Origin of the sequence: Streptococcus oralis (assembly GCF_023110435.1) — a bacterium.
GTDB classification, from domain to species: domain Bacteria; phylum Bacillota; class Bacilli; order Lactobacillales; family Streptococcaceae; genus Streptococcus; species Streptococcus oralis_CF.
Window position 1 is genome coordinate 23,929 of the sequence record NZ_JALDWB010000002.1, and the last position, 26,382, is coordinate 50,310.

Consider the following 26,382-nt stretch of genomic DNA (forward strand, 5'->3'; position numbering starts at 1 on the left):
AATCGACCAAGTAAGTGGTCGATTTTTTATGTCATAGATGAATTTCGTCTGTGATTATAGATTCCAAAAAGTAGAAGGGCAGTTAGTGAGCAGACTGCTCCAATAACAAGACCATTGGGGATAAAGGAAAGTGTAATGGTGCCTTTTCCCTTTGGAACATCAACTTTCATAAAACCAGTTTGAGCCTGCTTGATTTCAAGTTTTTTCCCATCTTGGTATGCAGACCAACCTTTGTCATAAGGAATAGTGAAGAAAATAGAGGTATCTTGTTTTACTTCATATGTAGCAAAGACTTTATTTTTAGAGGTGGATACTTCTACAGGTTGTTCTTTAATCTTCTGGATTGCCTCAGTCAAAGCTTGAGTATCTAAACGATAGAAGGTTGGAGATTCAAATGACACCTGAGAATTTCCAGGGAAACTAACACTGATATTGAAAGTTTTTTGTTCTTCAGTATAACCTACATTAAAGAAGTTAAAGGCATTGTCAGTTGTAAAAGTCTTTTTTTCTCCATTGACAAGGATGTCAACTTTCTTTTGCTTATCGTTTGTAAAATGAAGATTTGAAAAAGAGAGATATACTTGACTATTTTGAGGAACCTCAATTTGATAATCAATCTTTGCATCTTCATTCGCAGAACCTGTGATGCTCGTTAAACCTTCAGAATTATCTGTTTTATCATATGTTATTTGGGAGAAGTAATCTAAGTTGAGATTAGCAAGCTGGTTTATAAACAAAGCCTGATTATCCAGAGTGTGATTGTTAAAGTTTACATCTGTGTAAATAGATTGAGTAGCAAAAGCAATGGGGAGGGAAAGTTGATTTTTATATAAGGTTAAATGATCCTTTTGATAAATCTCTTGAAATCCATATTTATCAAGGGGAGTTTCTGAAATGTTGTACTGGATTCCAAATAAACTGTCCGCCAAAATACTGTTATTTGCATAACGGAGATTGAGGTTGGTTCCAGAGGATTTGAATCCAAGTTTGTCCAAACTAGTGCTAGCTGAACGATTTCGAACAGATGAAAATTGAGAGATTCCATTGTAGTTAAATTTCATACTGTCATTTCCAGTTTGAATTTGCAGTTTCTCAGTACGTGTAAATGGATTGTCAATTTGATTTATAATGGATTCCATAGCAATGATATCTCTATTATAGGCGCTACGAGAAGCAAAGGCCCATTCTTTAGCGATTCCTTCCATTTGAGATGAAGCGTTTAAGCTTATCTCAGCTGTTATAAATAAAGACAAAAGAATTGCAAATAGATTTACAGAGATAAATTTTCTGATGACTGCAAGGAGTAAAAGTGAATAAACTAGGAAAAATTCAAGAGTGAGTAAGATATTCAAATCTGTTAAAAAAGAATAGTGTGATTTAAAGTATACGGTAGCCAAGAATCCTGTTAGTACAAGAAAAAGTGAGATAAATAGATTCCAGAGCTTCAGTTCTTTCAGGCGATTTAAGACTTCTGCTGCAGTATAAATTAACAGAGTAGAAAAGATCCAAGCATAGCGATGCAAAAACATATTTGGGGTATGCATCCCCTGCCAAAATAAATCAAGTGCCTCTATGTAAAAGCTTGTTATTAAAAAAGTGAAGAAGATTGCATAGATAAGTTTCACGTGAAACTTAATAGATTTTATTGTGAAAAATAGAATGGTTAAAATAAAAGGAAGCAGTCCAACAAAAATCATTGGTATAGATCCATACTTAGTTGTATCAAAAGATCCAATGAATTGTTTTGCGAAAATATCTAAATACCAGCTACTGTCTGTCTTTAATTTTGTGATGGCAGTTAACTTCTCCCCATGAGTTTGTAAATCAAACAATGTAGGAAGAGTCATAATCAAACTAGCCATTCCTGCTAAAAAGGAAGTAACAACAAAATCAAGAAAAGATGATTTTCGATTTTTAAAGTCCCATGAAATTTGGCAGAGATACCAGAAAATAAGAAACAATGCTGTCATATATCCAAAATAATAGTTTTGAATAAACAAGATTGACAGACTTGTAAAGTATAGTAGGCGCTTATTTTCTGTTATAAGTAGGTGTAAACCAGTTATAATTAAAGGAATCAAGATAAAAACATCTAGCCAGGTTTTTATCTCTAACTGACTGACGGTAAAGCTCATCAGAGCATAGGAGGTGGATAAGGCCAGTTTTAAAAATTTTGGGATATCTTTAAATAATTTATTCAAACTAAAGAAGGTTGACAGACCAATCAATCCAAATTTTAATAGAGTGGTCAGATATACAGCATCTGGCATATTCGACAGATTAAAAAAGTAAACTAGAGGTGAGAGAAAACTACCCAAGTAATAACTAGATAGAGCATAGAAATTCAGTCCGAGGCCACTTGTAAAGGTGTAAAACAAACTACCATTTCCATGTAGAATATTCCGTAAAGCCACATCAAAAATAACGTATTGATGGAAACCATCTCCTAATAGTGGGGATGTATCACTATTCCAGTAGATACCTTGAGATAGATATACTCCAGACATAATCACTACAGGAATGATGAAAGAAATAAAATAGGTCCAATATGTTTTTAAAAATGATTTCATGTTACCTCGTAGAATGATAGAAAACTCAGTTGGTTAACCCAACTGAGTTTTGAAGTCTTATTTAGTCTTTCCAAAGTTCTTTAACTTTTGCTTGTACTTCTGCATTTTCTAGGAATTCGTCATAGGTTTCATCAATACGATCAATGACACCATTCTTAGACAAAACAATAATATGGTTTGCCAAAGTTTGAATGAACTCGTGATCATGACTGGCAAAGATGATGGATTCTTTAAAGTTTTTCAATCCATCGTTCAAGCTTGAGATAGATTCCAAGTCCAAATGATTTGTTGGATCATCAAGTACAAGGACATTTGATTTCAAGAGCATGAGTTTTGAAAGCATGACACGTACTTTTTCTCCCCCTGACAAGACGTTTACAGGTTTGTTAACCTCATCACCAGAAAAGAGCATACGACCAAGGAAACCACGTAGGAAAGTATTGTCATCTTCTTCTTTACTTGCAAATTGACGCAACCAGTCAAGGATTGACTCTCCTCCTGCAAAATCGGCCGAGTTATCTTTTGGCAAGTAAGAACGGCTAGTAGTAACTCCCCACTTGACAGTTCCTTCATAGTCAATGTCACCCATGATTGCACGAATTAATGCAGTCGTTTGGATGTCATTTTGTCCAATAAGAGCTGTCTTATCACCTGGACGCAAGATGAAACTAATATTATCCAAGATAGTTTCACCATCAATCTTGACAGTTAGATTTTCTACTGTCAAGAGATCATTACCAATTTCACGCTCTGCTTTAAAGTTGATAAATGGATATTTACGACTGGATGGCACAATTTCTTCTAGTTCAATCTTGTCAAGCATTTTTTTACGAGATGTTGCCTGTCTTGATTTAGAAGCATTAGCAGAGAAACGAGCAACGAATTCTTGCAATTGCTTAATTTTTTCTTCCGCTTTGGCATTACGGTCTGCTAACAATTTAGCAGCAAGCTCAGAAGATTCCTTCCAGAAGTCATAGTTTCCAACATAGAGTTTGATTTTTCCAAAGTCAAGGTCGGCCATGTGAGTACATACTTTGTTTAGGAAGTGGCGGTCGTGGGATACTACGATAACTGTGTTATCAAAGTCAATCAAGAAGTCTTCTAGCCATGTAATTGATTGGATGTCCAAACCGTTGGTTGGCTCGTCCAAGAGAAGAACATCTGGTTTGCCAAAAAGTGCTTTGGCAAGGAGAACTTTTACTTTTTCACCATTGGCCAATTCACTCATGTTTTGATAGTGCAATTCTTCAGGAATGTTTAGGTTTTGAAGTAGTTGAGATGCTTCACTCTCTGCTTCCCAACCTCCAAGTTCAGCAAACTCCCCTTCGAGTTCAGCTGCACGAACACCATCTTCATCGGAAAAATCTTCCTTCATGTAAATAGCATCTTTCTCTTTCATAATGCTATAAAGTTTTTCATTTCCCATGATAACGACATCAATTGCACGTTCATCTTCATAGTCAAAGTGATTTTGACGGAGAACAGAGAGACGTTCATCTGGACCAAGAGAGATGTGACCAGTTGTAGGTTCGATATCACCAGCTAAAATTTTTAAGAATGTAGACTTCCCAGCACCATTAGCACCAATTAATCCGTATGTATTTCCTTCTGTAAATTTGATGTTGACATCATCAAAAAGTTTGCGATCACTAAAACGTAGTGAAACATCAGATACTGTAAGCAATGTTTTTCTCCTATAATATGTAATATATTTATTCTACTAGAAAAGAGTGAAATATTCAAATTTTTATTTGTCAATTTTATGTAAACTAAGTTTACAATTTTATTTACAGTGAATAAGCTCTTTGATTTAAATAATTTTCTGTTATTTTAACAAAAAAATGCTATAATTGAAGAGACCATTTCGAAGGAGAAAAAAATGACGAAACCCATTATTTTAACAGGAGACCGTCCAACAGGTAAACTGCATATTGGACATTATGTTGGTAGTCTAAAAAATAGAGTATTACTACAGGAAGAAGATAAGTATGAGATGTTTGTTTTTTTGGCGGACCAACAAGCACTGACAGATCACGCTAAGGATCCTCAAACGATTGTAGAGTCTATTGGGAATGTTGCCTTGGATTACCTAGCAGTTGGATTGGATCCAAGTAAATCAACTATTTTCATTCAAAGTCAGATTCCAGAGTTGGCTGAGCTGTCTATGTACTATATGAACTTGGTATCACTAGCTCGTTTGGAGCGTAATCCGACAGTAAAAACAGAGATTGCTCAAAAAGGATTTGGAGAAAGTATTCCAACAGGTTTTCTGGTTTATCCAATCGCTCAGGCAGCGGACATCACAGCCTTTAAGGCTAATTATGTTCCTGTAGGAACAGACCAAAAACCAATGATTGAACAAACTCGTGAAATTGTTCGTTCCTTTAACAATGCTTATAATTGTGATGTATTGGTTGAGCCAGAAGGTATTTATCCAGAAAATGAGAGAGCAGGTCGACTACCTGGATTAGATGGAAATGCTAAAATGTCTAAATCACTCAATAATGGTATTTATCTAGCCGATGATGCCGATACTTTGCGTAAAAAAGTCATGAGTATGTATACAGACCCGGATCATATTCGGGTTGAGGATCCCGGTAAGATTGAAGGAAATATGGTTTTCCATTATCTAGATGTGTTTGGTCGTCCAGAAGATGCTCAAGAAATTGCGGATATGAAAGAACATTATCAACGTGGTGGTCTTGGTGATGTGAAGACGAAACGCTATCTACTTGAAATATTAGAACGGGAACTTGGTCCTATTCGTGAGCGCCGTATCGAATTTGCTAAGGATATGGGTGAAGTGTACAATATGCTTCAAAAAGGAAGTGAAAAAGCTCGTGAAGTTGCAGGGCAAACTCTGTCTGAGGTTAAGGAAGCAATGGGGCTAAATTATTTCAAATAATAGATAAAATATGAATCGTAAAACTATCTCTTCCATAGAATCATAGAGATAGTTTTTTTATGTTTTCTGCCATAAATATAATTGACAAATTTTCATAGAATGGTATGATAGATACAATACAAAAAGAGTCAAGCTCAAAAGAAAGAAAAGAGGAAACTTCAATGTCTAATTGGGATACTAAATTTTTGAAAAAAGGTTTTACCTTTGATGATGTATTGCTCATTCCAGCAGAAAGTCATGTGTTGCCTAATGATGCAGATTTAACAACAAAATTGGCAGATAATCTGACTTTAAATATCCCAATTATTACAGCCGCCATGGATACAGTCACAGAAAGTCAAATGGCTATTGCCATTGCTCGTGCGGGTGGTCTTGGAGTAATCCATAAAAATATGTCTATTGCACAACAGGCAGATGAAGTTCGCAAGGTAAAACGTTCTGAAAATGGTGTCATTATTGATCCATTCTTCTTGACTCCAGAACACACTATTGCTGAAGCAGACGAGCTGATGGGACGCTACCGTATCAGTGGTATTCCAGTTGTGGAGACACTTGAAAATCGTAAATTGGTTGGTATTCTAACAAACCGAGATCTTCGCTTTATTTCAGATTACAATCAACCAATCTCAAACCATATGACCAGTGAAAATCTTGTCACGGCTCCTGTTGGCACAGATCTTGCAACAGCTGAACATATTCTTCAAGAACATCGTATTGAAAAACTTCCTTTGGTTGACGAAGAAGGCCGTCTTTCTGGCTTGATTACTATTAAGGATATTGAAAAAGTTATTGAGTTTCCAAATGCTGCTAAAGATGAGTTTGGTCGTCTACTAGTTGCAGGTGCGGTAGGTGTCACTTCAGATACATTTGAACGTGCCGAAGCCCTTTTTGAAGCAGGTGCTGACGCAATTGTTATTGATACTGCGCATGGTCACTCTGCTGGGGTTCTACGTAAAATTGCTGAGATTCGTGCTCACTTCCCAGATCGCACTTTGATTGCTGGTAATATTGCAACTGCAGAAGGTGCGCGTGCTCTTTATGATGCGGGTGTGGATGTTGTCAAAGTCGGTATCGGACCAGGTTCTATCTGTACTACTCGTGTGATTGCAGGTGTGGGTGTCCCACAAGTGACAGCAATTTATGATGCGGCAGCAGTTGCGCGTGAATATGGAAAAACGATTATTGCTGATGGTGGAATCAAATATTCTGGAGATATTGTAAAAGCCCTCGCCGCAGGTGGAAATGCAGTTATGCTTGGATCAATGTTTGCTGGAACAGACGAGGCACCAGGTGAAACGGAAATCTTCCAAGGACGTAAATTTAAGACTTACCGTGGTATGGGATCAATCGCTGCAATGAAGAAAGGTTCAAGTGACCGTTACTTCCAAGGTTCTGTCAATGAAGCAAACAAACTTGTTCCAGAAGGAATTGAAGGTCGTGTTGCCTATAAAGGTGCAGCAGCTGATATTGTCTTCCAAATGATTGGTGGTATTCGCTCTGGTATGGGTTACTGTGGTGCAGCTAACCTTAAAGAATTGCACGACAACGCTCAATTTATTGAAATGTCAGGTGCTGGTCTCAAAGAAAGTCACCCACATGATGTTCAAATTACTAATGAGGCACCAAACTACTCCATGTAAGAAACAAAAAAGAACTCCTGAATTTCAGGAGTTCTTTTTTGTTTACAAAGGTGTCAATTTTAATTTACAGATATTTTACCGTTTTGGATATTGAAAATACTAAGATTTTCTGGTAAGTTTTGCAAGTGGTCTAAACTTGTTGTTGTAATGAAGGTTTGGATAGATTGTGAAATAGTTTCTAGTAATTTTAGTTGTCGTGTGTTGTCAAGTTCGCTCATAACATCGTCAAGCAAGAGTATTGGAGACTCGTTAGTAATGCTTTCCATTAGTTCAATCTCTGCTAGTTTGATAGAAAGTACAAGACTACGATGTTGACCTTGACTTCCAAAACTAGCATCCATATCATTGATATAAAAAGAAATATCATCTCGATGAGGACCAACACCAGTATTCTTTTTAAATAAATCTCTTGATCTACTTTTCTCTAAAGCCATTTTAAAAGAATCCATTAAGACTTCTTCATTAGTGAAGTTGACAGTTGATTGATAAGATATTGACAACTCTTCTGATTGATTTGAAATTTCTAAGTGTTTTTTTTGACCAAATTTCTCTAAGTCTTTAATGAATTTTATCCGATGCTTTATGACGCGGCAACCATACTCTACTAACTGATCATCTAAGACCAACAAAAATGTTTCGTCAATCTTTTGACTGGATTTTAGGTAAGTATTTCTTTGCTTGAGTATATGGTTATAGTTTGACAGGTCTGACAAGTAGATTGGTTTAATTTGTCCCAGTTCTATATCTATAAACTTTCGACGAACGGAGGGCGCTCCTTTAATTAACTGGAGATCTTCAGGTGCGAAGAGAACCACATTCATATGTCCGATATAGTCTGAGAGGCGAGCTTGTTTTAAGTGATTGACTTTAGTCACACGTCCTTTTGGTGTTAAATCAATTTCTAGAGGGATAGAGCCTGTTTTTTTCTGTAGTAAGCCAGAAAGATGGAGTTGTTCTTCATCAAAATGAATGAGATTTTTATCTGTTCGAGTACGATGACTACGTGTTAAGGCCAAGAAATAGATTGCTTCTAGAATATTGGTCTTTCCTTGTGCATTTTGACCTAGAAAGACGTTTAATTTTGGATTAAAATCAATTTTCGTCTCTTTGTAGTTTCGAAAGGTTTTTATTGTTAAATGTTGGAGCCACATGATTATCTTCCTGGAAAACGTGGAGCTTGTTTGGTTTTAGGTGATAAAGTAGTTTTTTGTTTTTCTTTCTTTACACCCTTATTCATCTCTTTGACAAGTTTAGCAATCCGCTCTTTTTCAATCTTATCTGCTTGGTATTCTTCTTGCTCTTTTAAACTTGGTTGTGTCAAGGTGATGTCAATCTTTAAATCAGGGATGTCAATTGTATCTCCAATACGGATTTTTTTCCCACGTCTACTTTCTAATTCACCATTAAAGTAAACTTGATGTTCCATTAAAAAGGATTTAATAGCACCACCGCTCTGTATAATTCCAAGCTCTTTTAGAAGGGCTTGGAGCGTAATAAATTCTTCAAATAATTTGTATTCCATAATTCACCTCAATCTTTGGTATTATACCATATTTTCCCTGAAATATCTGAAGGAAAGTCAGTCAAAATGAAAACGATTTTACTTTTGAAAGCTATAAAGAGAACAAGAAAAATTTTGATTTTCGTGGTATAATAGAACTCTATATGTAAGGAGGTAAGGTATGGAGTTGGTGCCTGGAATTTCAGCACATTTTGTTCAATCCAAAAAGTTTAAAACAAATAAAATTACTGTTCGTTTTACTGTTCCCTTATCTCTTGAGACAATAGCAGGACGCATGTTAAGTGCAAGTATGTTGGAAACTGCCAATAAAGCTCACCCAACATCTCAAGCTTTTCGCAGATACTTGGCAAGTTTGTATGGAACGGATATTTCCACAAGTGCTTATCGTAGGGGACAGGTACATATTCTTGACCTGACATTTACCTATGTGAGGGATGATTTTTTAAGTAAAAAGAATGTCTTGACTTCTCAAATTTTTGAACTGGTAAGACAGACTTTATTTGCCCCCTTAGCTCAAGATGGTGCTTTTGAGCCAGCCTTATTTGAAATTGAAAAAAAACAATTATTGGCTAGTTTAGCTACTGATATGGATGATTCATTTTATTTTGCTCATAAGGAGTTGGATAGCTTGTTCTTCCATGATGAGCGTCTTCAATTGAGATACAGTGATTTGCGAAAACGTATTTCAAATGAGTCTCCGGAAAGTAGCTACACTTGCTTTCAAGATGCTCTGAAAAATGATCGAATTGATTTCTTTTTCTTGGGCGATTTTAATGAAGTAGAAGTGAAGGAGTGGTTGAGGTCATTCTCCTTTACTGGGCGTCAACTCCATGTCAAACCTCAGTACAAGCAACCATATTCAAATGTCCTTCGGGAAGGAATGGTTCGTAAGAATGTGGGCCAATCCGTTTTGGAATTGGCTTACCATTGTTCTACGAGCTATGGAGACAAGCATCATTTGGCCATGGTAGTAATGAATGGTCTGTTAGGTGGTTTTGCTCACTCTAAGCTTTTTACGAATGTTCGGGAAAATGCTGGTCTAGCCTACACTATCTCCAGTCAATTGGATTTATTTAGTGGTCAATTGAGGATGTATGCTGGCATTGATCGAGAAAAGCGCAATCAAGCTAGAAAATTGATGAATCATCAATTACTTGAACTAAAAAAAGGTAATTTTACAGATTTGGAGATTGAACAGACCAGGGAGATGATTCGCAGAACTTTATTGCTTGCGCAAGATAGTCAGACCTCACTAATCGAGCGAGTTTACTTGAATAGTTTGTTAGGGAAATCTACCTCAGATTTTGACAATTGGATTGAAAAATTAAATCAAGTTGATAAAGAAACTATCTGCAAAGCAGCAAATAGTGTCCGGTTACAAGCGATATACTTTATGGAAGGAATAGAATGACACCAGTTACCTTTGAAGAAAAATACTATCCTGCTGTAAAGGAGACGGTTTATCAGACTCGTCTATCAAATGGATTGACAGTTTCTCTCCTTCCTAAGAAACAATTTAATGAAGTTTATGGAGTTGTAACAGTTCGATTTGGATCAGTAGACACAAGTTTTACACTATCTAAAAAAGGTTTACAGTGTTATCCAGCTGGAATTGCACATTTTCTTGAACACAAACTGTTTGAGAGAGAAAATGCTGAAGATATTATGGAGTCTTTTACACGCTTGGGAGCTGATAGCAATGCTTTTACAAGTTTTACAAAGACGAGTTATTTGTTTTCAACAATAGATCATTTATCAGAAAATTTGGATTTGCTTGAAGAATTGGTAACAGTTGCTCATTTTACAGAAGAGTCAGTTGAGAGAGAGAGGGAAATTATCCAACAGGAACGTGAGATGTACCAAGACGATCCAAATTCGCGTCTGTTTTTTGCAACATTAGCAAATCTTTATCCCAATACTCCTCTGGCAGCGGATATTGTTGGAAGTGAAAAATCAATTAACAATATTCAGCTAAATGACTTAAAAAATAACTTTACAGCCTTTTACAAACCTGTCAATATGTCTTTGTTTTTAGTTGGGAATTTTGATGTAGGTACGGTTGAGAAGTATTTTTCGCAAAAAAAACTTAGAAACTTGGAAGAAATGGTATTAAGGAAGGAGAAGCTTACTTTACAAGCTGTCAAAGAAACAGATAGCCTTCGGATGGAAGTTTCTTCACCAAAACTTGCTGTTGGAATTAGGGGAGCAGGTGAGGTGTCAGAAGAAGATTGCTACCGTTATAATATTTTGCTAAAATTATTGTTTACGATGCTGTTTGGTTGGACTTCTGAGCGATTTCAAAAGTTATATGAGACAGGGAAGTTGGATGCCTCGCTGTCCTTAGAGGTAGAAGTGAATAGCCGCTTTCATTTTGTGATGTTGACGATGGAAACGAAAGAACCTGTTTCTTTGTCTCATCAATTTCGAAAGGCTATTCGCAACTTTACGAAAGATTCAGATCTTACAGAGGAACATCTCGATCTTGTTAAGAGTGAGATGTTTGGGGAATTTTTCAGTAGTATGAACTCCTTGGAGTTTATTGCGACACAGTATGAACCAGTCGACAGAGGAGAAACTATTTTTGATTTACCAAAAATTTTACAAGAAATTACTTTAGACGATGTTCTTGAAGCAGGTCATCGTTTGATAGATGATGGTGATCTAGTTGATTTTACAATCTTTCCAGCTTAAAAGATTAAGTAACCCTAGAAAGAAGGAATGCTAAGTATGAGAAAAAAAACAATTGGTGAGGTGCTTCGTTTAGCCAGAATAAATCAGGGATTGAGTATAGAAGAACTGCAGGCAAAAACGGATATTCAGATGAATTTATTAGAGGCTATGGAGGCTGATGATTTTGATCAACTTCCTAGTACCTTCTATGCTCGTTCTTTTTTAAGAAAATATGCTTGGGCGGTTGAATTGGATGAACGAATTATTTTGGATGCCTATGATTCAGGTAGTATGATCACTTATGAAGAGGTAGATGTCGACGAAGAAGACTTGTCTGGTCGCAGACGATCAAATAAGAAAAAAACGTCTTATCTCCCCTTGTTTTATTTCGTTCTATTTGCTTTGTCAATTTTAATTTTTGTCACTTACTATGTTTGGAACTACATCCAAACTCAGCCAAGTCTTTCTTCAGCTAATTATAGTGTTGTTAGCTCGACTAGTTCAACAACCTCATCTAGTTCATCTTCTAGTAGTCAGACATCTAGCTCGTCTTCTACTACGGAATCAACTATTACAGTGTCAGGCGAAGGAAACCGCATTGAAGCTCGGTATAAAACGAGTAAGGAAACCGCTACTGTTCAACTGGCAGTATCAGATGCAACTAGTTGGGTAAGTGTTTCAGGAAGTGAGCTGGAGGGTGGTGTGACACTATCCGCAGACAATAAGAATGCAAAAACAACAGTTTCAACTAAGAATCCCGTTACCATTACTTTAGGTGTAGTGAAGGGAGTTACTGTGACTGTGGACAATCAAATGATTGATACTTCCAAGCTGACAACTCAGACTGGAACTGTAACACTTACATTTACTACAGATTAAGGAAAAATCAATGAAAAAAGAACAAATTCCTAATGTATTAACTATTGGTAGAATTCTCTTTATACCTCTCTTTATTCTTATTTTGACTTTGGGCCATTCACAAGGCAGTCATTTGCTAGCAGCGATCATCTTTGCAGTTGCTAGTATAACGGATTATCTTGATGGCTACCTTGCTCGTAAATGGAATGTAGTCAGCAACTTTGGAAAGTTTGCTGATCCGATGGCCGATAAGCTGTTGGTTATGTCAGCTTTTATCATGTTGATTGAGTTAGGTATGACTCCAGCTTGGGTTGTTGCTATTATCATCTGTCGTGAACTTGCGGTGACAGGCTTGCGTTTGTTGCTTGTTGAGACGGGAGGGACAGTTCTAGCAGCAGCGATGCCAGGGAAAATCAAGACCTTTAGTCAGATGTTTGCCATTATCTTTTTGCTCTTACATTGGAATTTAATTGGTCAGCTGTTGCTTTATATAGCTTTGTTTTTCACTATCTACTCTGGCTATGATTATTTCAAGGGTAGCGCTCATGTATTCAAAGGGACATTTGGTTCGAAATGAAATCGATTATTGAAGTAAAAGATCTGTCTTTTCGTTACAAGGAAGATCAGGATCATTATGATGTTAATAATGTCTCGTTTCACGTGAAACGGGGAGAATGGCTTTCGATTGTAGGTCATAATGGGAGTGGAAAATCGACAACTATCCGTTTGATTGATGGCTTGCTCGAAGTAGAGTCTGGGGAAATCTGGATAGATGGCCAATTGCTGTCCTCTGAGAATGTTTGGGACTTGCGTCGTCAAATTGGTATGGTTTTTCAAAATCCAGATAACCAGTTTGTGGGCGCAACTGTTGAAGATGATGTTGCCTTTGGTTTAGAAAATCAGGGACTTCCTCGTGAAGAAATGAAAAAGAGAGTGGCTGAATCTTTGGAGTTGGTAGGTATGCTGGACTTTAAGAAAAGAGAACCAGCTCGTTTGTCTGGTGGACAAAAACAACGGGTGGCTATTGCAGGGGTTGTTGCCTTGAGACCAGCTATTTTAATTTTGGACGAGGCTACAAGTATGTTGGACCCCGAGGGACGAAGAGAACTGATTCAGACAGTTCAAGAGATTCGAAAAGACCACCAGATGACAGTCGTCTCCATTACACATGACTTAGAAGAAGTTGCGATGAGTGACCGTGTCTTGGTCATGAAAAAAGGCCAAGTGGAGTCAACTAGCAGCCCAAGAGAACTTTTTTCTCGGGATGACCTTGACCAGATAGGGTTAGATGAGCCTTTTTCTAATCAATTGAGAGAATCTTTGAGAGAGACTGGCTATCAGTTGCCGGATGGCTATTTGACAGAAGGAGAGCTAGAGGATAAGTTATGGGAATTACTCTAGAAAATGTGAGCTTTACCTATCAAGAGGGGAGTCCCCTATCTTCATCAGCCTTGGCTGATGTTTCCTTGACGATTGAGGATGGCTCCTATACAGCTTTGATAGGACATACAGGTAGTGGAAAATCGACGATTTTACAGCTTTTAAATGGCCTATTGGTACCAAGTAAGGGTTCTGTTCGAGTTTTTGACACTGTCATTACCCCTACATCAACCAATAAAGAAATTCGCCAGATTCGAAAGCAGGTTGGTCTAGTGTTTCAATTTGCTGAAAATCAGATTTTCGAAGAGACTGTTTTGAAAGATGTTGCATTTGGACCGCAAAATTTTGGAGTTTCTGAGGAAGAGGCCAAGAAGATTGCGCGTGAAAAGTTAACCTTGGTGGGCATCGATGAGTCACTCTTTGAGCGCAGTCCTTTTGAACTTTCTGGTGGCCAAATGAGACGTGTGGCTATAGCAGGTATGCTAGCCATGGAGCCAACTGTCTTGGTTTTGGATGAGCCAACAGCAGGGCTAGATCCTCTGGGCAGAAAAGAATTGATGGCCTTGTTTAAAAAACTCCACCTTTCTGGAATGACAATCGTTCTGGTAACGCATTTGATGGATGACGTAGCTGAGTATGCTGATCAGGTCTACGTTATGGAAAAGGGGTGTTTAGTCAAAAGTGGCAAACCGAGTGAAGTTTTTCAAGATGTAGCCTTTATGGAAAATGTGCAGTTAGGTGTGCCTAAAATCACAGCCTTTTGTAAACGTTTGGCAGATAGGGGTGTAACTTTTAAAAAACTGCCAATCAGAATAGAGGAGTTTAAGGAGTCGCTAAATGGATAGTATGATTTTAGGGCGTTATATACCAGGGGATTCCATCATTCATCGCTTGGATCCCCGTAGCAAATTGCTCGCCATGATCCTGCTGATTTTGATTGTATTTTGGGCTAATAATCCCCTCGCTAATCTCATTCTTTTTGTAGCGACAGGTATATTTATCGCTTTGTCGGGCGTTTCCCTCTCATTTTTCGTTCAGGGATTAAAGTCCATGTTCTTCTTAATTGCTTTTACGACTCTTTTTCAGCTCTTTTTCATTTCAAGTGGAAATGTCTTATTTGAGTTTTCTTTTATAAAAATAACGGATTATGCTTTGCAACAAGCAGGAATCATTTTCTGTCGTTTTGTGTTGATTATTTTCTTTTCAACTTTGCTAACGTTAACGACCATGCCTTTGAGTCTGGCAGCTGCAGTTGAAGCTCTTTTAGCGCCTCTGAAACGCGTGAAAGTTCCCGTTCATGAAATTGGTCTCATGTTATCAATGAGTTTGCGTTTTGTTCCAACCTTGATGGATGACACAACGAGAATTATGAATGCTCAAAAGGCCCGTGGAGTTGACTTTGGTGAGGGAAGCATCGTTCAAAAAGTAAAGGCTATGATTCCGATTTTAATTCCTCTTTTTGCGACGAGCTTAAAGCGTGCAGATTCATTGGCAATTGCCATGGAAGCGCGTGGTTATCAGGGAGGAAAGGGCAGAAGCCAGTATAGACAGTTGAGATGGAGTCAAAAGGATACACTGGCGATTCTTGTGATTCTGGTGCTGGGATGTCTCTTATTTTTCTTAAAATCTTAGTGGATTTGTAAGATTGATAAAAAATCACAGTAGTAGATCTTTAGTAAAAAGGTAGGAATATGAACCGTTTTAAAAAATCAAAATATCTAATCATCGTTTTTGTCACAGTTCTGGCAGTTTCTGTACTATTAGTGACAACCTATTCAAGTGCTATTGTGACAAAACTAGGAGATGGGATTTCCTTAGTAGATAGAATTGTTCAAAAACCCTTTCAGTGGTTTGATGCTTTCAAATCGGATTTGGGACATTTGACGCAGACGTACAATGAAAACGAAAGTCTAAAAAAACAACTCTATCAATTAGAGGTGGAGTCTAATCAATCAGAACGTTTAAAAACAGAAAATGAACAACTACGTCAGTTGCTAGAGATGAAGTCAAAATTACAGGCTACAAAAACCTTAGCAGCAGATGTGATTATGCGTGCTCCAGTATCTTGGAAGCAAGAGTTAACAATTGATACGGGAAGTTCAAAAGGAGTTTCTGAAAACATGTTGGCCATTGCAAACGGTGGCTTGGTTGGTAGTGTTTCAAAAGTAGAGGAGCATTCAACAACGGTCAACTTATTGACAAACACTGAAAATTCCGACAAAATTTCTGTTAAAATCCTGCATGGTTCTACTGAAATATACGGAATCATCGTTGGTTATGACAAGGAAACTGAACTGCTTAAAATCAGTCAATTAAATAGTAATAGTGACATCAGTGCTGGAGATAAGGTGACTACAGGGGGGCTAGGAAACTTTAATGTCAAAGATATTCCTGTTGGAGAGATTGTTGGTACAACGCACAGCAGTGACTATCTAACACGAGAGGTAACTGTAAAGTTAAGTGCTGATATCAAAGATCTTCATGTGGTAGAGTTAGTGGGGAATTAGCAATGAGACTGTTTAAACAAGTTGGTATATTCTTTTTACTCCCTTTTGTCGTGCTAATTGATGCTCATATTAGTCAATTGGTGGGATCCTTCTTCCCCCACTTTCATTTAGCCAGTCATTTTCTATTTTTGTTTCTCTTATTTGAGACAATCGAAGTATCGGAATATCTCTACCTAGCCTATTGTTTTATAGTGGGCTTGGTTTATGATATTTATTTTTTCCACTTGATTGGAATTGCCACGCTTTTGTTTATCTTGATAGGTGCTTCGCTCCACAAGTTTAACAGCGTGATTTTGACAAATCGTTGGACAAGGATGTTGACCATTATTGTGATCAGTTTTCTGTTTGATATGGGGAGTTATCTTCTAGCTCTTGCTGTGGGATTGACTGTAGATTCTATGCCGGTTTTCATTGTCTATAGCCTTGTCCCTTCAATGATTCTGAACTTCTTATGGATGGCGATTTTCCAATACATTTTTGAAAAATATTATCTATGAGAAAGAAATATAAATGTAACAAAGGCGTAATATTTATTATGTCTTTTTTTGGTATACTAGTAATGTCTCAAATAGAAGGAGTATCGACAGAATATGAAGAAAAAAATCTTAGCGTCACTTTTGTTAAGTACAGTATTGGTCTCACAAACAGCAGTATTGACAACTGTTCGTGCAGAAACAACTGATGAAAAAATTGCTGCTCAAGATAATAAAATTAGCAGTTTAACAGAGCAACAACAAGAAGCTCAAAAGCAAGTGGATCAAATCCAAGGTCAAGTTTCAACAATTCAAGCAGAGCAAGCAAGCTTGCAAGCTGAAAACGAAAAATTACAAGCTGAATCTAAAAAACTTGAAGGAGAAATTACAGAGCTTTCTAAAAATATCGTGGCTCGTAATGCTTCTTTAGAAAAACAAGCACGTAGCGCACAGACAAATGGAGCTGCGACTAGCTACATTAATACAATTGTAAACTCAAAATCAATCACAGAAGCCATTTCGCGTGTTGCTGCAATGAGCGAGATTGTATCGGCTAACAACAAAATGTTGGAGCAACAAAAGGCTGATAAAAAAGCAATTTCTGATAAACAAGTAGCCAATAATGAAGCAATCAATACAGTTATTGCTAACCAACAAAAACTGGCTGATGATGCGCAGGCATTGACAACTAAGCAAGCTGAGTTGAAGGTTGCAGAGTTGAATCTTGCTGCTGAAAAAGCTACTGCAGAAGGTGAAAAAGCTAGTTTGCTAGAGAAGAAAGCAGCAGCAGAGGCAGAAGCACGTGCTGCAGCAGAAGCTGAAGCAGCTTACAGAGCACGTCAAACAAGCCAACAGCAGTCAGTTGTTGCTTCTGGAAACACAAGTTTCTCAGCTCAAGTACAGGCAACATCAACAACTGACGATGAGGATTCAAGCTACACTCCAGCACCTGCGGCAGCGCCTGCTAGACAACGCCCAACTTACAGCTCAAATGCTTCAAGTTATCCAACTGGTGAATGTACTTGGGGAGCTAAAACATTGGCACCTTGGGCTGGAGATTACTGGGGCAACGGAGCTCAGTGGGCAACAAGTGCAGCCGCAGCAGGATTCCGTACAGGTTCAACTCCACAAGTTGGTGCGATTGCATGCTGGAATGATGGTGGTTATGGACACGTAGCGGTTGTTACAGCAGTTTCATCATCAACTCGTATTCAAGTATCAGAATCAAACTACGGTGGAGATCGTACAATCGGAAACAAACGTGGATGGTTCAACCCAACTACAACTTCTGAAGGTTATGTAACATACATCTATCCAAACTAATGTATAAAACGAAGAGACTCAATCGAGTCTCTTTTAATGTTTTTATCCGAAAGTCCTACTAAAATTCTACTAAATAGCTTGAAAATACTGTTGAAATATGATAGAATAAAACTTGTCGTGTAAACGATAATACTCATTCTTGATGAATTGTGAAACTGTTGCCCTTGGGTCGTTTTGCAAGCTGAAATCTAGAAGAGGAAAAAACAAAAAGGAGAAATACTCATGGCAGTAATTTCAATGAAACAACTTCTTGAGGCTGGTGTACACTTTGGTCACCAAACTCGTCGCTGGAACCCTAAGATGGCTAAGTACATCTTCACTGAGCGTAACGGAATCCACGTTATCGACTTGCAACAAACTGTAAAATACGCTGACCAAGCATATGACTTTATGCGTGATGCAGCAGCTAACGATGCAGTTGTATTGTTTGTTGGTACTAAGAAACAAGCTGCTGACGCTGTTGCTGAAGAAGCTGTACGTTCAGGTCAATACTACATCAACCACCGTTGGTTGGGTGGAACTCTTACTAACTGGGGAACTATCCAAAAACGTATTGCTCGTTTGAAAGAAATCAAACGTATGGAAGAAGAAGGAATCTTTGACGTTCTTCCTAAGAAAGAAGTTGCACTTCTTAACAAACAACGTGCACGTCTTGAAAAATTCTTGGGTGGTATCGAAGACATGCCTCGTATCCCTGATGTAATGTACGTAGTTGACCCACATAAAGAGCAAATCGCTGTTAAAGAAGCTAAAAAATTGGGTATCCCAGTTGTAGCGATGGTTGACACAAACACTGATCCAGACGATATCGATGTAATCATCCCAGCTAACGATGACGCTATCCGCGCGGTTAAATTGATCACAGCTAAATTGGCTGACGCTATCATCGAAGGACGTCAAGGTGAAGATGCAGTAGCAGTTGAAGCAGAATTTGCAGCTTCAGAAGCTCAAGCAGACTCAATCGAAGAAATCGTTGAAGTTGTAGAAGGCGACAACGCTTAATTCATATAAATAGTAATTACCTAGGAGGGCGGGGCTTAGCCCAGCTCTCCTATTTTTAAAAAATATAGGAGAATCAAAATGGCAGAAATTACAGCTAAACTTGTAAAAGAGTTGCGTGAAAAATCTGGTGCCGGTGTTATGGACGCTAAAAAAGCGCTTGTAGAAACAGACGGCGATATCGAAAAAGCGATTGAATTGCTTCGTGAAAAAGGTATGGCGAAAGCAGCTAAGAAAGCTGATCGTGTTGCTGCAGAAGGTTTGACTGGTGTTTATGTTAACGGTAACGTTGCAGCAGTAATTGAAGTAAACGCTGAAACTGACTTCGTTGCGAAAAATGCTCAATTCGTTGACTTGGTAAACGCTACAGCTAAAGTAATTGCTGAAGGAAAACCAGCTAACAATGAAGAAGCTCTTGCTTTGACAATGCCTTCAGGTGAAACTCTTGAAGCAGCGTATGTATCTGCAACAGCAACTATCGGAGAAAAAATCTCATTCCGTCGTTTTGCTTTGATCGAAAAAACAGATGCACAACACTTTGGAGCTTACCAACACAACGGTGGCCGTATCGGTGTTATCTCAGTTATCGAAGGTGGAGACGAAGCTCTTGCTAAACAATTGTCAATGCACATCGCAGCGATGAAACCAACAGTTCTTTCATACAAAGAATTGGATGCTCAATTCGTTAAAGATGAGTTGGCACAATTGAACCACGTCATCGACCAAGACAATGAAAGCCGCGCTATGGTTAACAAACCAGCCCTTCCACACTTGAAATATGGATCAAAAGCACAATTGACTGATGAAGTAATCGCTCAGGCTGAAGCTGACATCAAAGCTGAGTTGGCTGCAGAAGGCAAACCAGAAAAAATCTGGGACAAAATCATCCCAGGTAAAATGGATCGCTTCATGCTTGACAATACTAAAGTTGACCAAGCATACACACTTCTTGCACAAGTCTACATCATGGATGACAGCAAGACAGTTGAAGCTTACCTTGAATCAGTAAATGCTTCAGTAGTTGAGTTCGCTCGCTTTGAAGTTGGTGAAGGTATCGAGAAAGCTGCAAATGACTTCGAAGCAGAAGTTGCAGCTACAATGGCAGCAGCCTTGAATAACTAATTAAAAAGGAAGCAAATTGCTTCCTTTTTCTTTTGCTGTAGAGAACTTAGATTTTTCTTTAAATTGGTCAAAGAAAAAGCCCTTTAATAAGGGCTAAGTGCATTTAGGAGACTACACTTCAAATTCATAGAGTGCTGTAGACAAATAACGTTCGCCGTTATCTGGTGCTAAAGCAAGGACTTTCTTACCTGTACCTAATTTCTTGGCAACTTCAATTGCACCGTAAATCGCTGCAGCAGAAGAAATCCCAACAAGGAAGCCTTCTTTTCCACCGATCTCACGGCCAAGTGCAAGAGCATCATCTGATGTTACACGGACGATACCGTCATAGGCTTTTGTATCAAGTGTTTCAGGAATAAATCCAGCTGAGATGCCTTGAATTTTGTGAGGTCCTGGCTTTTCACCAGACAAGATAGCTGACTCGTCTGCCTCAACTGCATAAACTTGAACGTTTGGATTTGCTGCTTTAAGAGCGTGAGAAACACCTGAGATCGTTCCACCGGTGCCAACACCACCTACAAAAGCATCTAGTCCATCAGAACCGAAAGCAGCCAGTATTTCAGCTCCTGTTGTTCTTTCGTGTACTTCTGGATTAGCTGGATTATTAAATTGGAGTGGAAGGAAGCCGTCACGTTCAGCGGCGATTTCCTGAGCTTTGGCAATAGCCCCTTTCATTCCTTCGCTACCAGGAGTAAGGACGAGTTCAGCACCATAGGCTTGGATAATCTTACGTCGTTCCACACTCATCGTTTCAGGCATGACGATAACAACCTTATATCCTTTAGCGGCACCAACCCATGAAAGACCGATACCAGTGTTTCCACTCGTTGCTTCAACAATGGTAGCACCCGGTTTTAGAATACCATCTTGTTCCGCTTTTTCAATCATGCTAAGGGCAATACGGTCTTTTACTGACGATCCAGGGTTAAAAGCTTCTAGTTTAACATAGACATCTGCAGCACCCTCTGGAACAATGTTGTTAAGTTTAACAATCGGTGTTTGTCCAATAAGTTCAGTGATATTGTTATAAATAGCCATAGATATACCTCTTTGTATAAGATGATACTAGTATAACGCGCTTAAGGCTATTTGTAAAATATAGAAATCCTATCGAAGCGATAGGATTTTTTTATATCAAAGGTCTAAGCCATTAATTTTCAAGCGATTGTGATAAGCCAATTCTAATAAATAGGTATAAAGTGGAACAATATCCGTTTTCTTAGGGAATTCAAATTTATGAGCACTAAAATGCTCATTATGTGCTTTTAGAAAGACATTCTCTAAATAAGTGATCGTAATCTCACTATCGTCTATACCTGCTCCCGCAGTTTCCATTTCAACGTTGACAATGTTCATCAAAAAGAGTGACTTAACAGACATCTTGCGACCAGTAGCGCCTTGTTTGTCTGTAAAGATAATACGGATATTTGTAAAGATAATAGAATCGCGAATAAGTTTATATCCACTTTGAATTTCTTCGTTCTCTAGTAGATATTGACCATATTCTTTGATAAGAGCTTCTTTGTTTTGCTCGCTAAAATTACCAGAAAGTCCTTGAATAAATTTCCCAAACGCCATGTATTTCTCCTTTGTTTACAATAAGTTTACAGGAACTTCAACTTCTCGTAAACCTTGATCTGTTAAAGTAACCTTTCCATTAAAAAACTCCACAAGAGCAGACTTGATATTTTCTTTCTCTTCCTTATCAACATAAATTATGGTATCAATTTGATCTGTGAAGGTTGTCTCGAGTTCCATGAGATTATGTTCTCTAAGAAAATTGCCATATTCTTGATACTGAGCGTAGGACATCTGAATGGCTATACCAGCTTGCTCTTTGATTTCAATAATACCAATTTCTTTGACAGCCAAAGCTACGCTTCCTGCGTAAGCGCGAATCAAACCGCCAGCGCCTAACTTAATTCCCCCAAAGTAGCGGGTAACCACTACGCAGACATTAGTAAGATTATGATTTTCTAAGACGCCAAGCATAGGGACTCCAGCAGTACCACTAGGCTCGCCATCATCACTCGTACGCTTGATCTCACTACGTTCCCCTACAATGAAAGCAGAGCAGTTATGAGTAGCTTTGTAGTGTTCTTTTTTGATGGCAGTGATAAAGTCACGAGCCTCTTCTTCACTATAGACACGTTTTGCATGACAGATAAAGCGGGATTTTTTGATTTCTTCTTGGACTTGCCCGTCCTCTTTAATTGTTCTAAATTCCATGATTTAATTGTACTAAAAAATTACCTAAAGCGCTAGATTTTTACGAATAAAGAAGTATGAAAGTAAATCCAAACTATCTCGGTCGTTTGTTTACTGAGAATGAATTAACTAAAGAGGAACGTCAGTTGGCGGAGAAACTTCCAGCTATGAGAAAGGAGAAGGGAAAATTGTTCTGCCAACGTTGTAATAGTAGTATTCTAGAAGAATGGCATTTGCCTATAGGTGCTTACTATTGTAGGGAGTGTTTATTGATGAAGAGGGTTAGGAGCGATCAAGCTTTATACTATTTTCCGCAGGAAGATTTTCCGAAACAAGATGTTCTCAAATGGCGTGGTCAGTTAACACCTTTTCAAGAAAAAGTGTCAGAGGGACTGCTTCAAGCGGTAGACAAGCAAGAGCCAACCTTGGTTCACGCTGTAACAGGAGCTGGAAAGACAGAGATGATTTACCAAGTTGTGGCCAAAGTGATTGATGAAGGTGGTGCAGTTTGTTTAGCAAGTCCACGTATAGATGTTTGCTTGGAGCTGCATAAACGACTGCTGAATGACTTTGCTTGTGATATAGCACTACTTCATGGTGAGTCAGAACCTTATTTTCGAACACCACTAGTTATTGCAACGACTCATCAGCTATTAAAATTTCATCATGCTTTTGACTTGCTGATAGTGGACGAAGTAGATGCCTTTCCTTATGTTGACAACTCGGTGCTTTACTATGCTGTAAATCAAAGTGTAAAGGAGGAAGGGTTAAGGATATTCCTTACAGCTACTTCTACAGATGAGTTAGATAAGAAGGTTCGCACAGGAGAATTAAAACGATTGAGCTTGCCAAGACGGTTTCATGGAAATCCTTTGATTATTCCTAAACCAGTCTGGTTATCAGATTTTAATCGTTATTTAGATAAGAGTCAGTTGTCACCAAAGTTAAAAACCTATATTGAGAAACAGAGACGAACTGGTTTTCCATTACTTCTTTTTGCATCAGAAATTCAGAAAGGTGAGAGGTTGAAAGAACTCCTGCAAGAGCATTTTCCCAATGAGAATATCGGTTTTGTATCTTCTGTCACAGAAAATCGATTAGAGCAGGTACAAGCTTTTCGAGATGGGGAACTAACAATACTAATCAGTACAACAATCTTGGAGCGTGGAGTTACCTTCCCTTTTGTGGATGTTTTCGTTGTAGATGCTAATCATCGTCTCTTTACCAAGTCTAGCTTGATTCAGATTGGAGGGCGAGTTGGGCGCAGTATGGATAGACCGACTGGTGAGTTGCTCTTCTTTCATGATGGATTAAATACTTCCATTAAAAAGGCAATCAAGGAAATCAAGCAGATGAACAAGGAGGCGGGATTATGAACTGTTTGTTATGTGGACAGACAACAAAGAGTAACTTGACTTTTAGTCATCTCTTTCTTTTAAAGAATGAGCAAAACTATCTTTGCTCAGCTTGTGCTTCTAGTTTTGAGAAGATTGGTGAGAATTATTGTCCAAGCTGTATGAAAACAGGGATGTCAACTCAGTGTCAAGATTGTAAATTTTGGTGTAAAGAAGGAATTCAAGTTAGCCATAAAGCGATATTTACCTATAATCAAGCTATGAAAGACTTCTTTAGTCGATATAAGTTTGATGGGGATTTTCTGCTTAGAAAGGTTTTTGCTCCTGTTCTTGCTAATGAGTTGAAAAAGTATAGAGGCTATGAATTTGTAGTAATTCCCTTAAGTCCTGAAAGATTGCTTGAGAGAGGATTTAACCAGGTTGAAGGTTTGATTGAGGCAGCGGGATTTCCTTGTAAAGACTTATTAGGAAAAAGAGAAGAGAAAGCTAGTTCTTCTAAGAATCGCTCAGAAAGATTAGCTACTGAAATTCCATTTTATATCAAAACGGAAGCCCCTCTTCCTAAGAAGATTTTGCTCATTGATGACATCTATACGACAGGAGCGACTATCAATCGTGTGAAGCGACTTTTTGAAGAGGCAGGTGTTTTGGAAGTCAAAACTTTTTCACTTGTAAGATGAGGAAAAAATTTGCAAAATGAAAATGAAAGCGTTATAATATAGTTAGAAAAATAAAAATGTTTAGAAAGAAGGTACTTATATGATTAAATATAGTATCCGTGGTGAAAACCTAGAAGTAACAGAAGCAATTCGCAATTATGTAGTTTCTAAACTCGAAAAGATCGAAAAATATTTTCAACCTGAACAAGAGTTGGATGCACGTGTCAACTTGAAAGTTTACCGTGAAAAAACAGCAAAAGTTGAAGTAACAATTCCACTTGGGTCAATTACTCTTCGTGCAGAAGATATTTCTCAAGATATGTATGGTTCTATCGATCTTGTAACAGATAAAATTGAACGCCAGATTCGAAAAAATAAAACAAAAATCGAACGCAAGAATAAAAATAAGGTTGCAACAAGCCAACTCTTTACAGATGCTCTAGTTGAAGATGCAAATGTTGTGCAACCAAAAGTGGTTCGTTCAAAACAAATTGATTTGAAACCAATGGATTTGGAAGAAGCGCTTCTTCAAATGGATTTGTTGGGACATGATTTCTTTATCTATGTAGACGTAGAAGATCAAACAACAAATGTTTTGTATCGTCGTGAAGATGGTGAAGTTGGTTTGCTTGAAGTAAAAGAATCATAAAATAGAATTTTCAAAGTGGTTTACACCAGTGTAAACCACTTTTATATTGCGTCATTAGTCATTATATGAGGTATAAATGGAGGTAGTCATGAAAGACGTAGTTATTGTTTCGGCGGTGCGAACACCTTTAGGTTCCTTTGGCGGGAGTTTGAAGAATGTTTCTGCTGTTGATTTGGGATCTTTGGTCATTAAGAGTGCTTTGGAAAAAGCGAATATTAAACCAGAGCAGGTAGATGAAGTGATTATGGGAAATGTCCTAGGTGCAGGTTTAGGCCAAAACGTGGCTCGCCAAATGAGTATTCATGCGGGGGTTCCTGAATTTACACCAGCCTTTACTATCAATAAGGTTTGTGGTTCAGGTTTAAAGGCAGTTCAGTTAGCTGCTCAAGCGATTCAGTGCGGAGATGCAGATATTGTCGTGGCTGGTGGTGCAGAAAATATGAGTCAGGCTCCATATGTTTTGCCAAACTTCCGTTGGGGCGGCCGTATGGGAGATTCGAAAGTGGTAGATACCATGATTAAGGACGGTTTGTCTGATGCCTTTAACGAATACCATATGGGGATTACAGCTGAAAATGTGGCTGAAGAATATGGTATCAGTCGAGAAGAACAAGATGTTTTTGCTTTAGAGTCACAAAAACGAGCAGTGGCGGCTATAGAATCTGGACGCTTTAAGGAAGAGATTGTTCCGGTGGTTATTCCTCAACGCAAAGGCGATCCTATCGTCTTTGATACAGATGAATTTCCTAGAAAAGATGCTAGCTTGGAGAGTTTATCTAAGCTAGATCCTGTTTTCAAAAAAGACGGTTCTGTTACAGCGGGGAATGCCTCAGGTATCAATGACGGAGCAGCGGCTGTCTTGGTCATGAGTGCTGAAAAAGCTGAAGAATTGGGACTTCCAGTCATTGCTCGTATTCGTTCGTATGCAAGTGCAGGTTTGGATCCTAAGATGATGGGATGTGGACCGATTTATGCGACTCGCAAAGCTCTTGAAAAAGGCAATTTGACAGTTGATGATCTCGACTTGATTGAGTCAAATGAAGCCTTTGCCGCTCAGGCTTGTGCGGTTGGGAAAACACTTGGCTTTAACACAGATATTGTCAATGTCAATGGTGGCGCGATTGCTCTTGGTCACCCAATTGGAGCTTCAGGCTGCCGTATCTTAGTGACTCTGGTACATGAGATGATGAAACGTGATGCTAAAACTGGTTTAGCAACTCTCTGTATCGGGGGAGGGATGGGAACAGCCCTCATCGTTGAACGTTAAGTGACAGTAACCAGAGTATATAGATGTGCAGGAGGATAATGAGCTTATTCTCCTTTTTGCATTAAAACCATAAAAAATCAATAAGGAAAAGGAGGCTGACCACTTTTTAAAGGTCGCTTTTTAAGGGCTTTTGTGATATAATAATGCGCAAGAGGTTTAGAATGAAAAAAAATAATTTAACTCCGATTTCTGCGGTTCTACTAGGGATTGCGACTTTCGGAACCTTAACAATACTGATTATTTTTTCACAAAATAATGTTGTAACAATCAGTGCC

25 protein-coding genes are annotated in these 26,382 nt (G+C 38.3%); 18 read left to right on the plus strand and 7 right to left on the minus strand.

Annotated elements, in window-relative coordinates:
• Positions 1-26 precede the first annotated feature (26 nt).
• Positions 27-2,570 (minus strand): YfhO family protein, encoded by a 2,544-nt coding sequence (locus M1F97_RS04380; protein WP_247944332.1) that lies wholly within the window; start codon positions 2,568-2,570, stop codon positions 27-29.
• Between the two features lie 61 nt (positions 2,571-2,631).
• Positions 2,632-4,254, minus strand: a complete 1,623-nt coding sequence (locus M1F97_RS04385) for an ATP-binding cassette domain-containing protein (protein WP_000958774.1) — start codon at positions 4,252-4,254, stop codon at positions 2,632-2,634.
• 195 nt (positions 4,255-4,449) lie between these two features.
• On the opposite strand from M1F97_RS04385, the gene trpS reads away from it, so the two are divergent.
• Both trpS and guaB read left to right on the plus strand, forming a co-directional pair.
• The gene (gene trpS, locus M1F97_RS04390; protein WP_169446887.1) at positions 4,450-5,475 is read left to right on the plus strand and encodes a tryptophan--tRNA ligase; all 1,026 of its coding nucleotides are present in this window, start codon (positions 4,450-4,452) and stop codon (positions 5,473-5,475) included.
• A gap of 161 nt (positions 5,476-5,636) precedes the next feature.
• Complete coding sequence (gene guaB / locus M1F97_RS04395) at positions 5,637-7,115, plus strand: IMP dehydrogenase (RefSeq protein ID WP_169446888.1); 1,479 nt, start codon at positions 5,637-5,639, stop codon at positions 7,113-7,115.
• 59 nt (positions 7,116-7,174) lie between these two features.
• On the opposite strand, the gene recF is transcribed toward guaB, so the two are convergent.
• On the minus strand, positions 7,175-8,266 hold the full coding sequence (gene recF, locus M1F97_RS04400; protein WP_247944333.1) for a DNA replication/repair protein RecF: 1,092 nt from the start codon (positions 8,264-8,266) through the stop codon (positions 7,175-7,177).
• A gap of 2 nt (positions 8,267-8,268) precedes the next feature.
• The gene (gene yaaA, locus M1F97_RS04405) at positions 8,269-8,637 is read right to left on the minus strand and encodes a S4 domain-containing protein YaaA (protein ID WP_125449141.1); all 369 of its coding nucleotides are present in this window, start codon (positions 8,635-8,637) and stop codon (positions 8,269-8,271) included.
• 160 nt (positions 8,638-8,797) lie between these two features.
• Between yaaA and yfmF the strand changes: the two genes are divergently transcribed.
• From yfmF to tsf, 12 genes are all read left to right on the plus strand, one after another.
• Entirely contained in the window at positions 8,798-10,048 is a 1,251-nt protein-coding gene (yfmF, locus tag M1F97_RS04410; RefSeq protein ID WP_247944334.1) for an EF-P 5-aminopentanol modification-associated protein YfmF, read from the plus strand.
• Positions 10,045-11,328 (plus strand): EF-P 5-aminopentanol modification-associated protein YfmH, encoded by a 1,284-nt coding sequence (gene yfmH / locus M1F97_RS04415; protein WP_247944335.1) that lies wholly within the window; start codon positions 10,045-10,047, stop codon positions 11,326-11,328. Before yfmF ends, yfmH begins: the two co-directional genes overlap by 4 nt.
• Positions 11,329-11,364: 36 nt before the next feature.
• Positions 11,365-12,186 (plus strand): cytoskeleton protein RodZ, encoded by an 822-nt coding sequence (gene rodZ, locus M1F97_RS04420; RefSeq protein WP_169446892.1) that lies wholly within the window; start codon positions 11,365-11,367, stop codon positions 12,184-12,186.
• Positions 12,187-12,196: 10 nt separating this feature from the next.
• A complete protein-coding gene (gene pgsA / locus M1F97_RS04425; RefSeq protein WP_247944336.1) occupies positions 12,197-12,742 on the plus strand; it encodes a CDP-diacylglycerol--glycerol-3-phosphate 3-phosphatidyltransferase in 546 nt (181 codons plus the stop codon).
• Positions 12,739-13,566, plus strand: coding sequence for an energy-coupling factor ABC transporter ATP-binding protein (locus M1F97_RS04430; protein ID WP_247944337.1), 828 nt, complete (start codon positions 12,739-12,741; stop codon positions 13,564-13,566). The genes pgsA and M1F97_RS04430 overlap by 4 nt, the downstream gene beginning before the upstream one ends.
• Entirely contained in the window at positions 13,551-14,390 is an 840-nt protein-coding gene (locus tag M1F97_RS04435) for an energy-coupling factor transporter ATPase (RefSeq protein WP_247944338.1), read from the plus strand. The genes M1F97_RS04430 and M1F97_RS04435 overlap by 16 nt, the downstream gene beginning before the upstream one ends.
• On the plus strand, positions 14,383-15,177 hold the full coding sequence (locus M1F97_RS04440) for an energy-coupling factor transporter transmembrane component T family protein (RefSeq protein ID WP_169446895.1): 795 nt from the start codon (positions 14,383-14,385) through the stop codon (positions 15,175-15,177). The genes M1F97_RS04435 and M1F97_RS04440 overlap by 8 nt, the downstream gene beginning before the upstream one ends.
• Before the next feature lie 59 nt (positions 15,178-15,236).
• Positions 15,237-16,052: a rod shape-determining protein MreC gene (mreC, locus tag M1F97_RS04445; protein WP_169446896.1), complete on the plus strand. Its 816-nt coding sequence runs from the start codon at positions 15,237-15,239 to the stop codon at positions 16,050-16,052.
• A gap of 2 nt (positions 16,053-16,054) precedes the next feature.
• On the plus strand, positions 16,055-16,549 hold the full coding sequence (gene mreD, locus M1F97_RS04450; protein WP_125848146.1) for a rod shape-determining protein MreD: 495 nt from the start codon (positions 16,055-16,057) through the stop codon (positions 16,547-16,549).
• A 93-nt stretch (positions 16,550-16,642) separates the two neighbouring features.
• Positions 16,643-17,848 carry a peptidoglycan hydrolase PcsB gene (gene pcsB, locus M1F97_RS04455; RefSeq protein ID WP_169446897.1) on the plus strand — a complete coding sequence of 402 codons (1,206 nt, stop codon included), beginning with the start codon at positions 16,643-16,645 and terminating at the stop codon, positions 17,846-17,848.
• Between the two features lie 222 nt (positions 17,849-18,070).
• Positions 18,071-18,850, plus strand: a complete 780-nt coding sequence (gene rpsB / locus M1F97_RS04460; protein ID WP_009729575.1) for a 30S ribosomal protein S2 — start codon at positions 18,071-18,073, stop codon at positions 18,848-18,850.
• A gap of 78 nt (positions 18,851-18,928) precedes the next feature.
• Positions 18,929-19,969 carry a translation elongation factor Ts gene (gene tsf / locus M1F97_RS04465; RefSeq protein ID WP_084974703.1) on the plus strand — a complete coding sequence of 347 codons (1,041 nt, stop codon included), beginning with the start codon at positions 18,929-18,931 and terminating at the stop codon, positions 19,967-19,969.
• Between the two features lie 111 nt (positions 19,970-20,080).
• On the opposite strand, the gene cysK is transcribed toward tsf, so the two are convergent.
• The 3 genes from cysK to M1F97_RS04480 form a co-directional block, all read right to left on the minus strand.
• Complete coding sequence (cysK, locus tag M1F97_RS04470) at positions 20,081-21,007, minus strand: cysteine synthase A (RefSeq protein ID WP_247944339.1); 927 nt, start codon at positions 21,005-21,007, stop codon at positions 20,081-20,083.
• 96 nt (positions 21,008-21,103) lie between these two features.
• Positions 21,104-21,547 (minus strand): PH domain-containing protein, encoded by a 444-nt coding sequence (locus M1F97_RS04475; RefSeq protein WP_247944340.1) that lies wholly within the window; start codon positions 21,545-21,547, stop codon positions 21,104-21,106.
• 15 nt (positions 21,548-21,562) lie between these two features.
• Positions 21,563-22,198, minus strand: coding sequence for a YigZ family protein (locus M1F97_RS04480; protein WP_247944341.1), 636 nt, complete (start codon positions 22,196-22,198; stop codon positions 21,563-21,565).
• 56 nt (positions 22,199-22,254) lie between these two features.
• Here M1F97_RS04480 and M1F97_RS04485 point away from each other — a divergent pair, with 56 nt between their 5' ends.
• The 4 genes from M1F97_RS04485 (at position 22,255) to M1F97_RS04500 (ending at position 26,107) form a co-directional block, all read left to right on the plus strand.
• Positions 22,255-23,553 carry a DEAD/DEAH box helicase gene (locus M1F97_RS04485; RefSeq protein WP_247944342.1) on the plus strand — a complete coding sequence of 433 codons (1,299 nt, stop codon included), beginning with the start codon at positions 22,255-22,257 and terminating at the stop codon, positions 23,551-23,553.
• The gene (locus M1F97_RS04490) at positions 23,550-24,212 is read left to right on the plus strand and encodes a ComF family protein (protein ID WP_125827382.1); all 663 of its coding nucleotides are present in this window, start codon (positions 23,550-23,552) and stop codon (positions 24,210-24,212) included. The genes M1F97_RS04485 and M1F97_RS04490 overlap by 4 nt, the downstream gene beginning before the upstream one ends.
• A gap of 79 nt (positions 24,213-24,291) precedes the next feature.
• On the plus strand, positions 24,292-24,840 hold the full coding sequence (gene hpf / locus M1F97_RS04495; RefSeq protein WP_000599119.1) for a ribosome hibernation-promoting factor, HPF/YfiA family: 549 nt from the start codon (positions 24,292-24,294) through the stop codon (positions 24,838-24,840).
• Positions 24,841-24,928: 88 nt separating this feature from the next.
• Positions 24,929-26,107, plus strand: coding sequence for an acetyl-CoA C-acetyltransferase (locus tag M1F97_RS04500; RefSeq protein ID WP_125827381.1), 1,179 nt, complete (start codon positions 24,929-24,931; stop codon positions 26,105-26,107).
• Positions 26,108-26,382 lie beyond the last annotated feature (275 nt).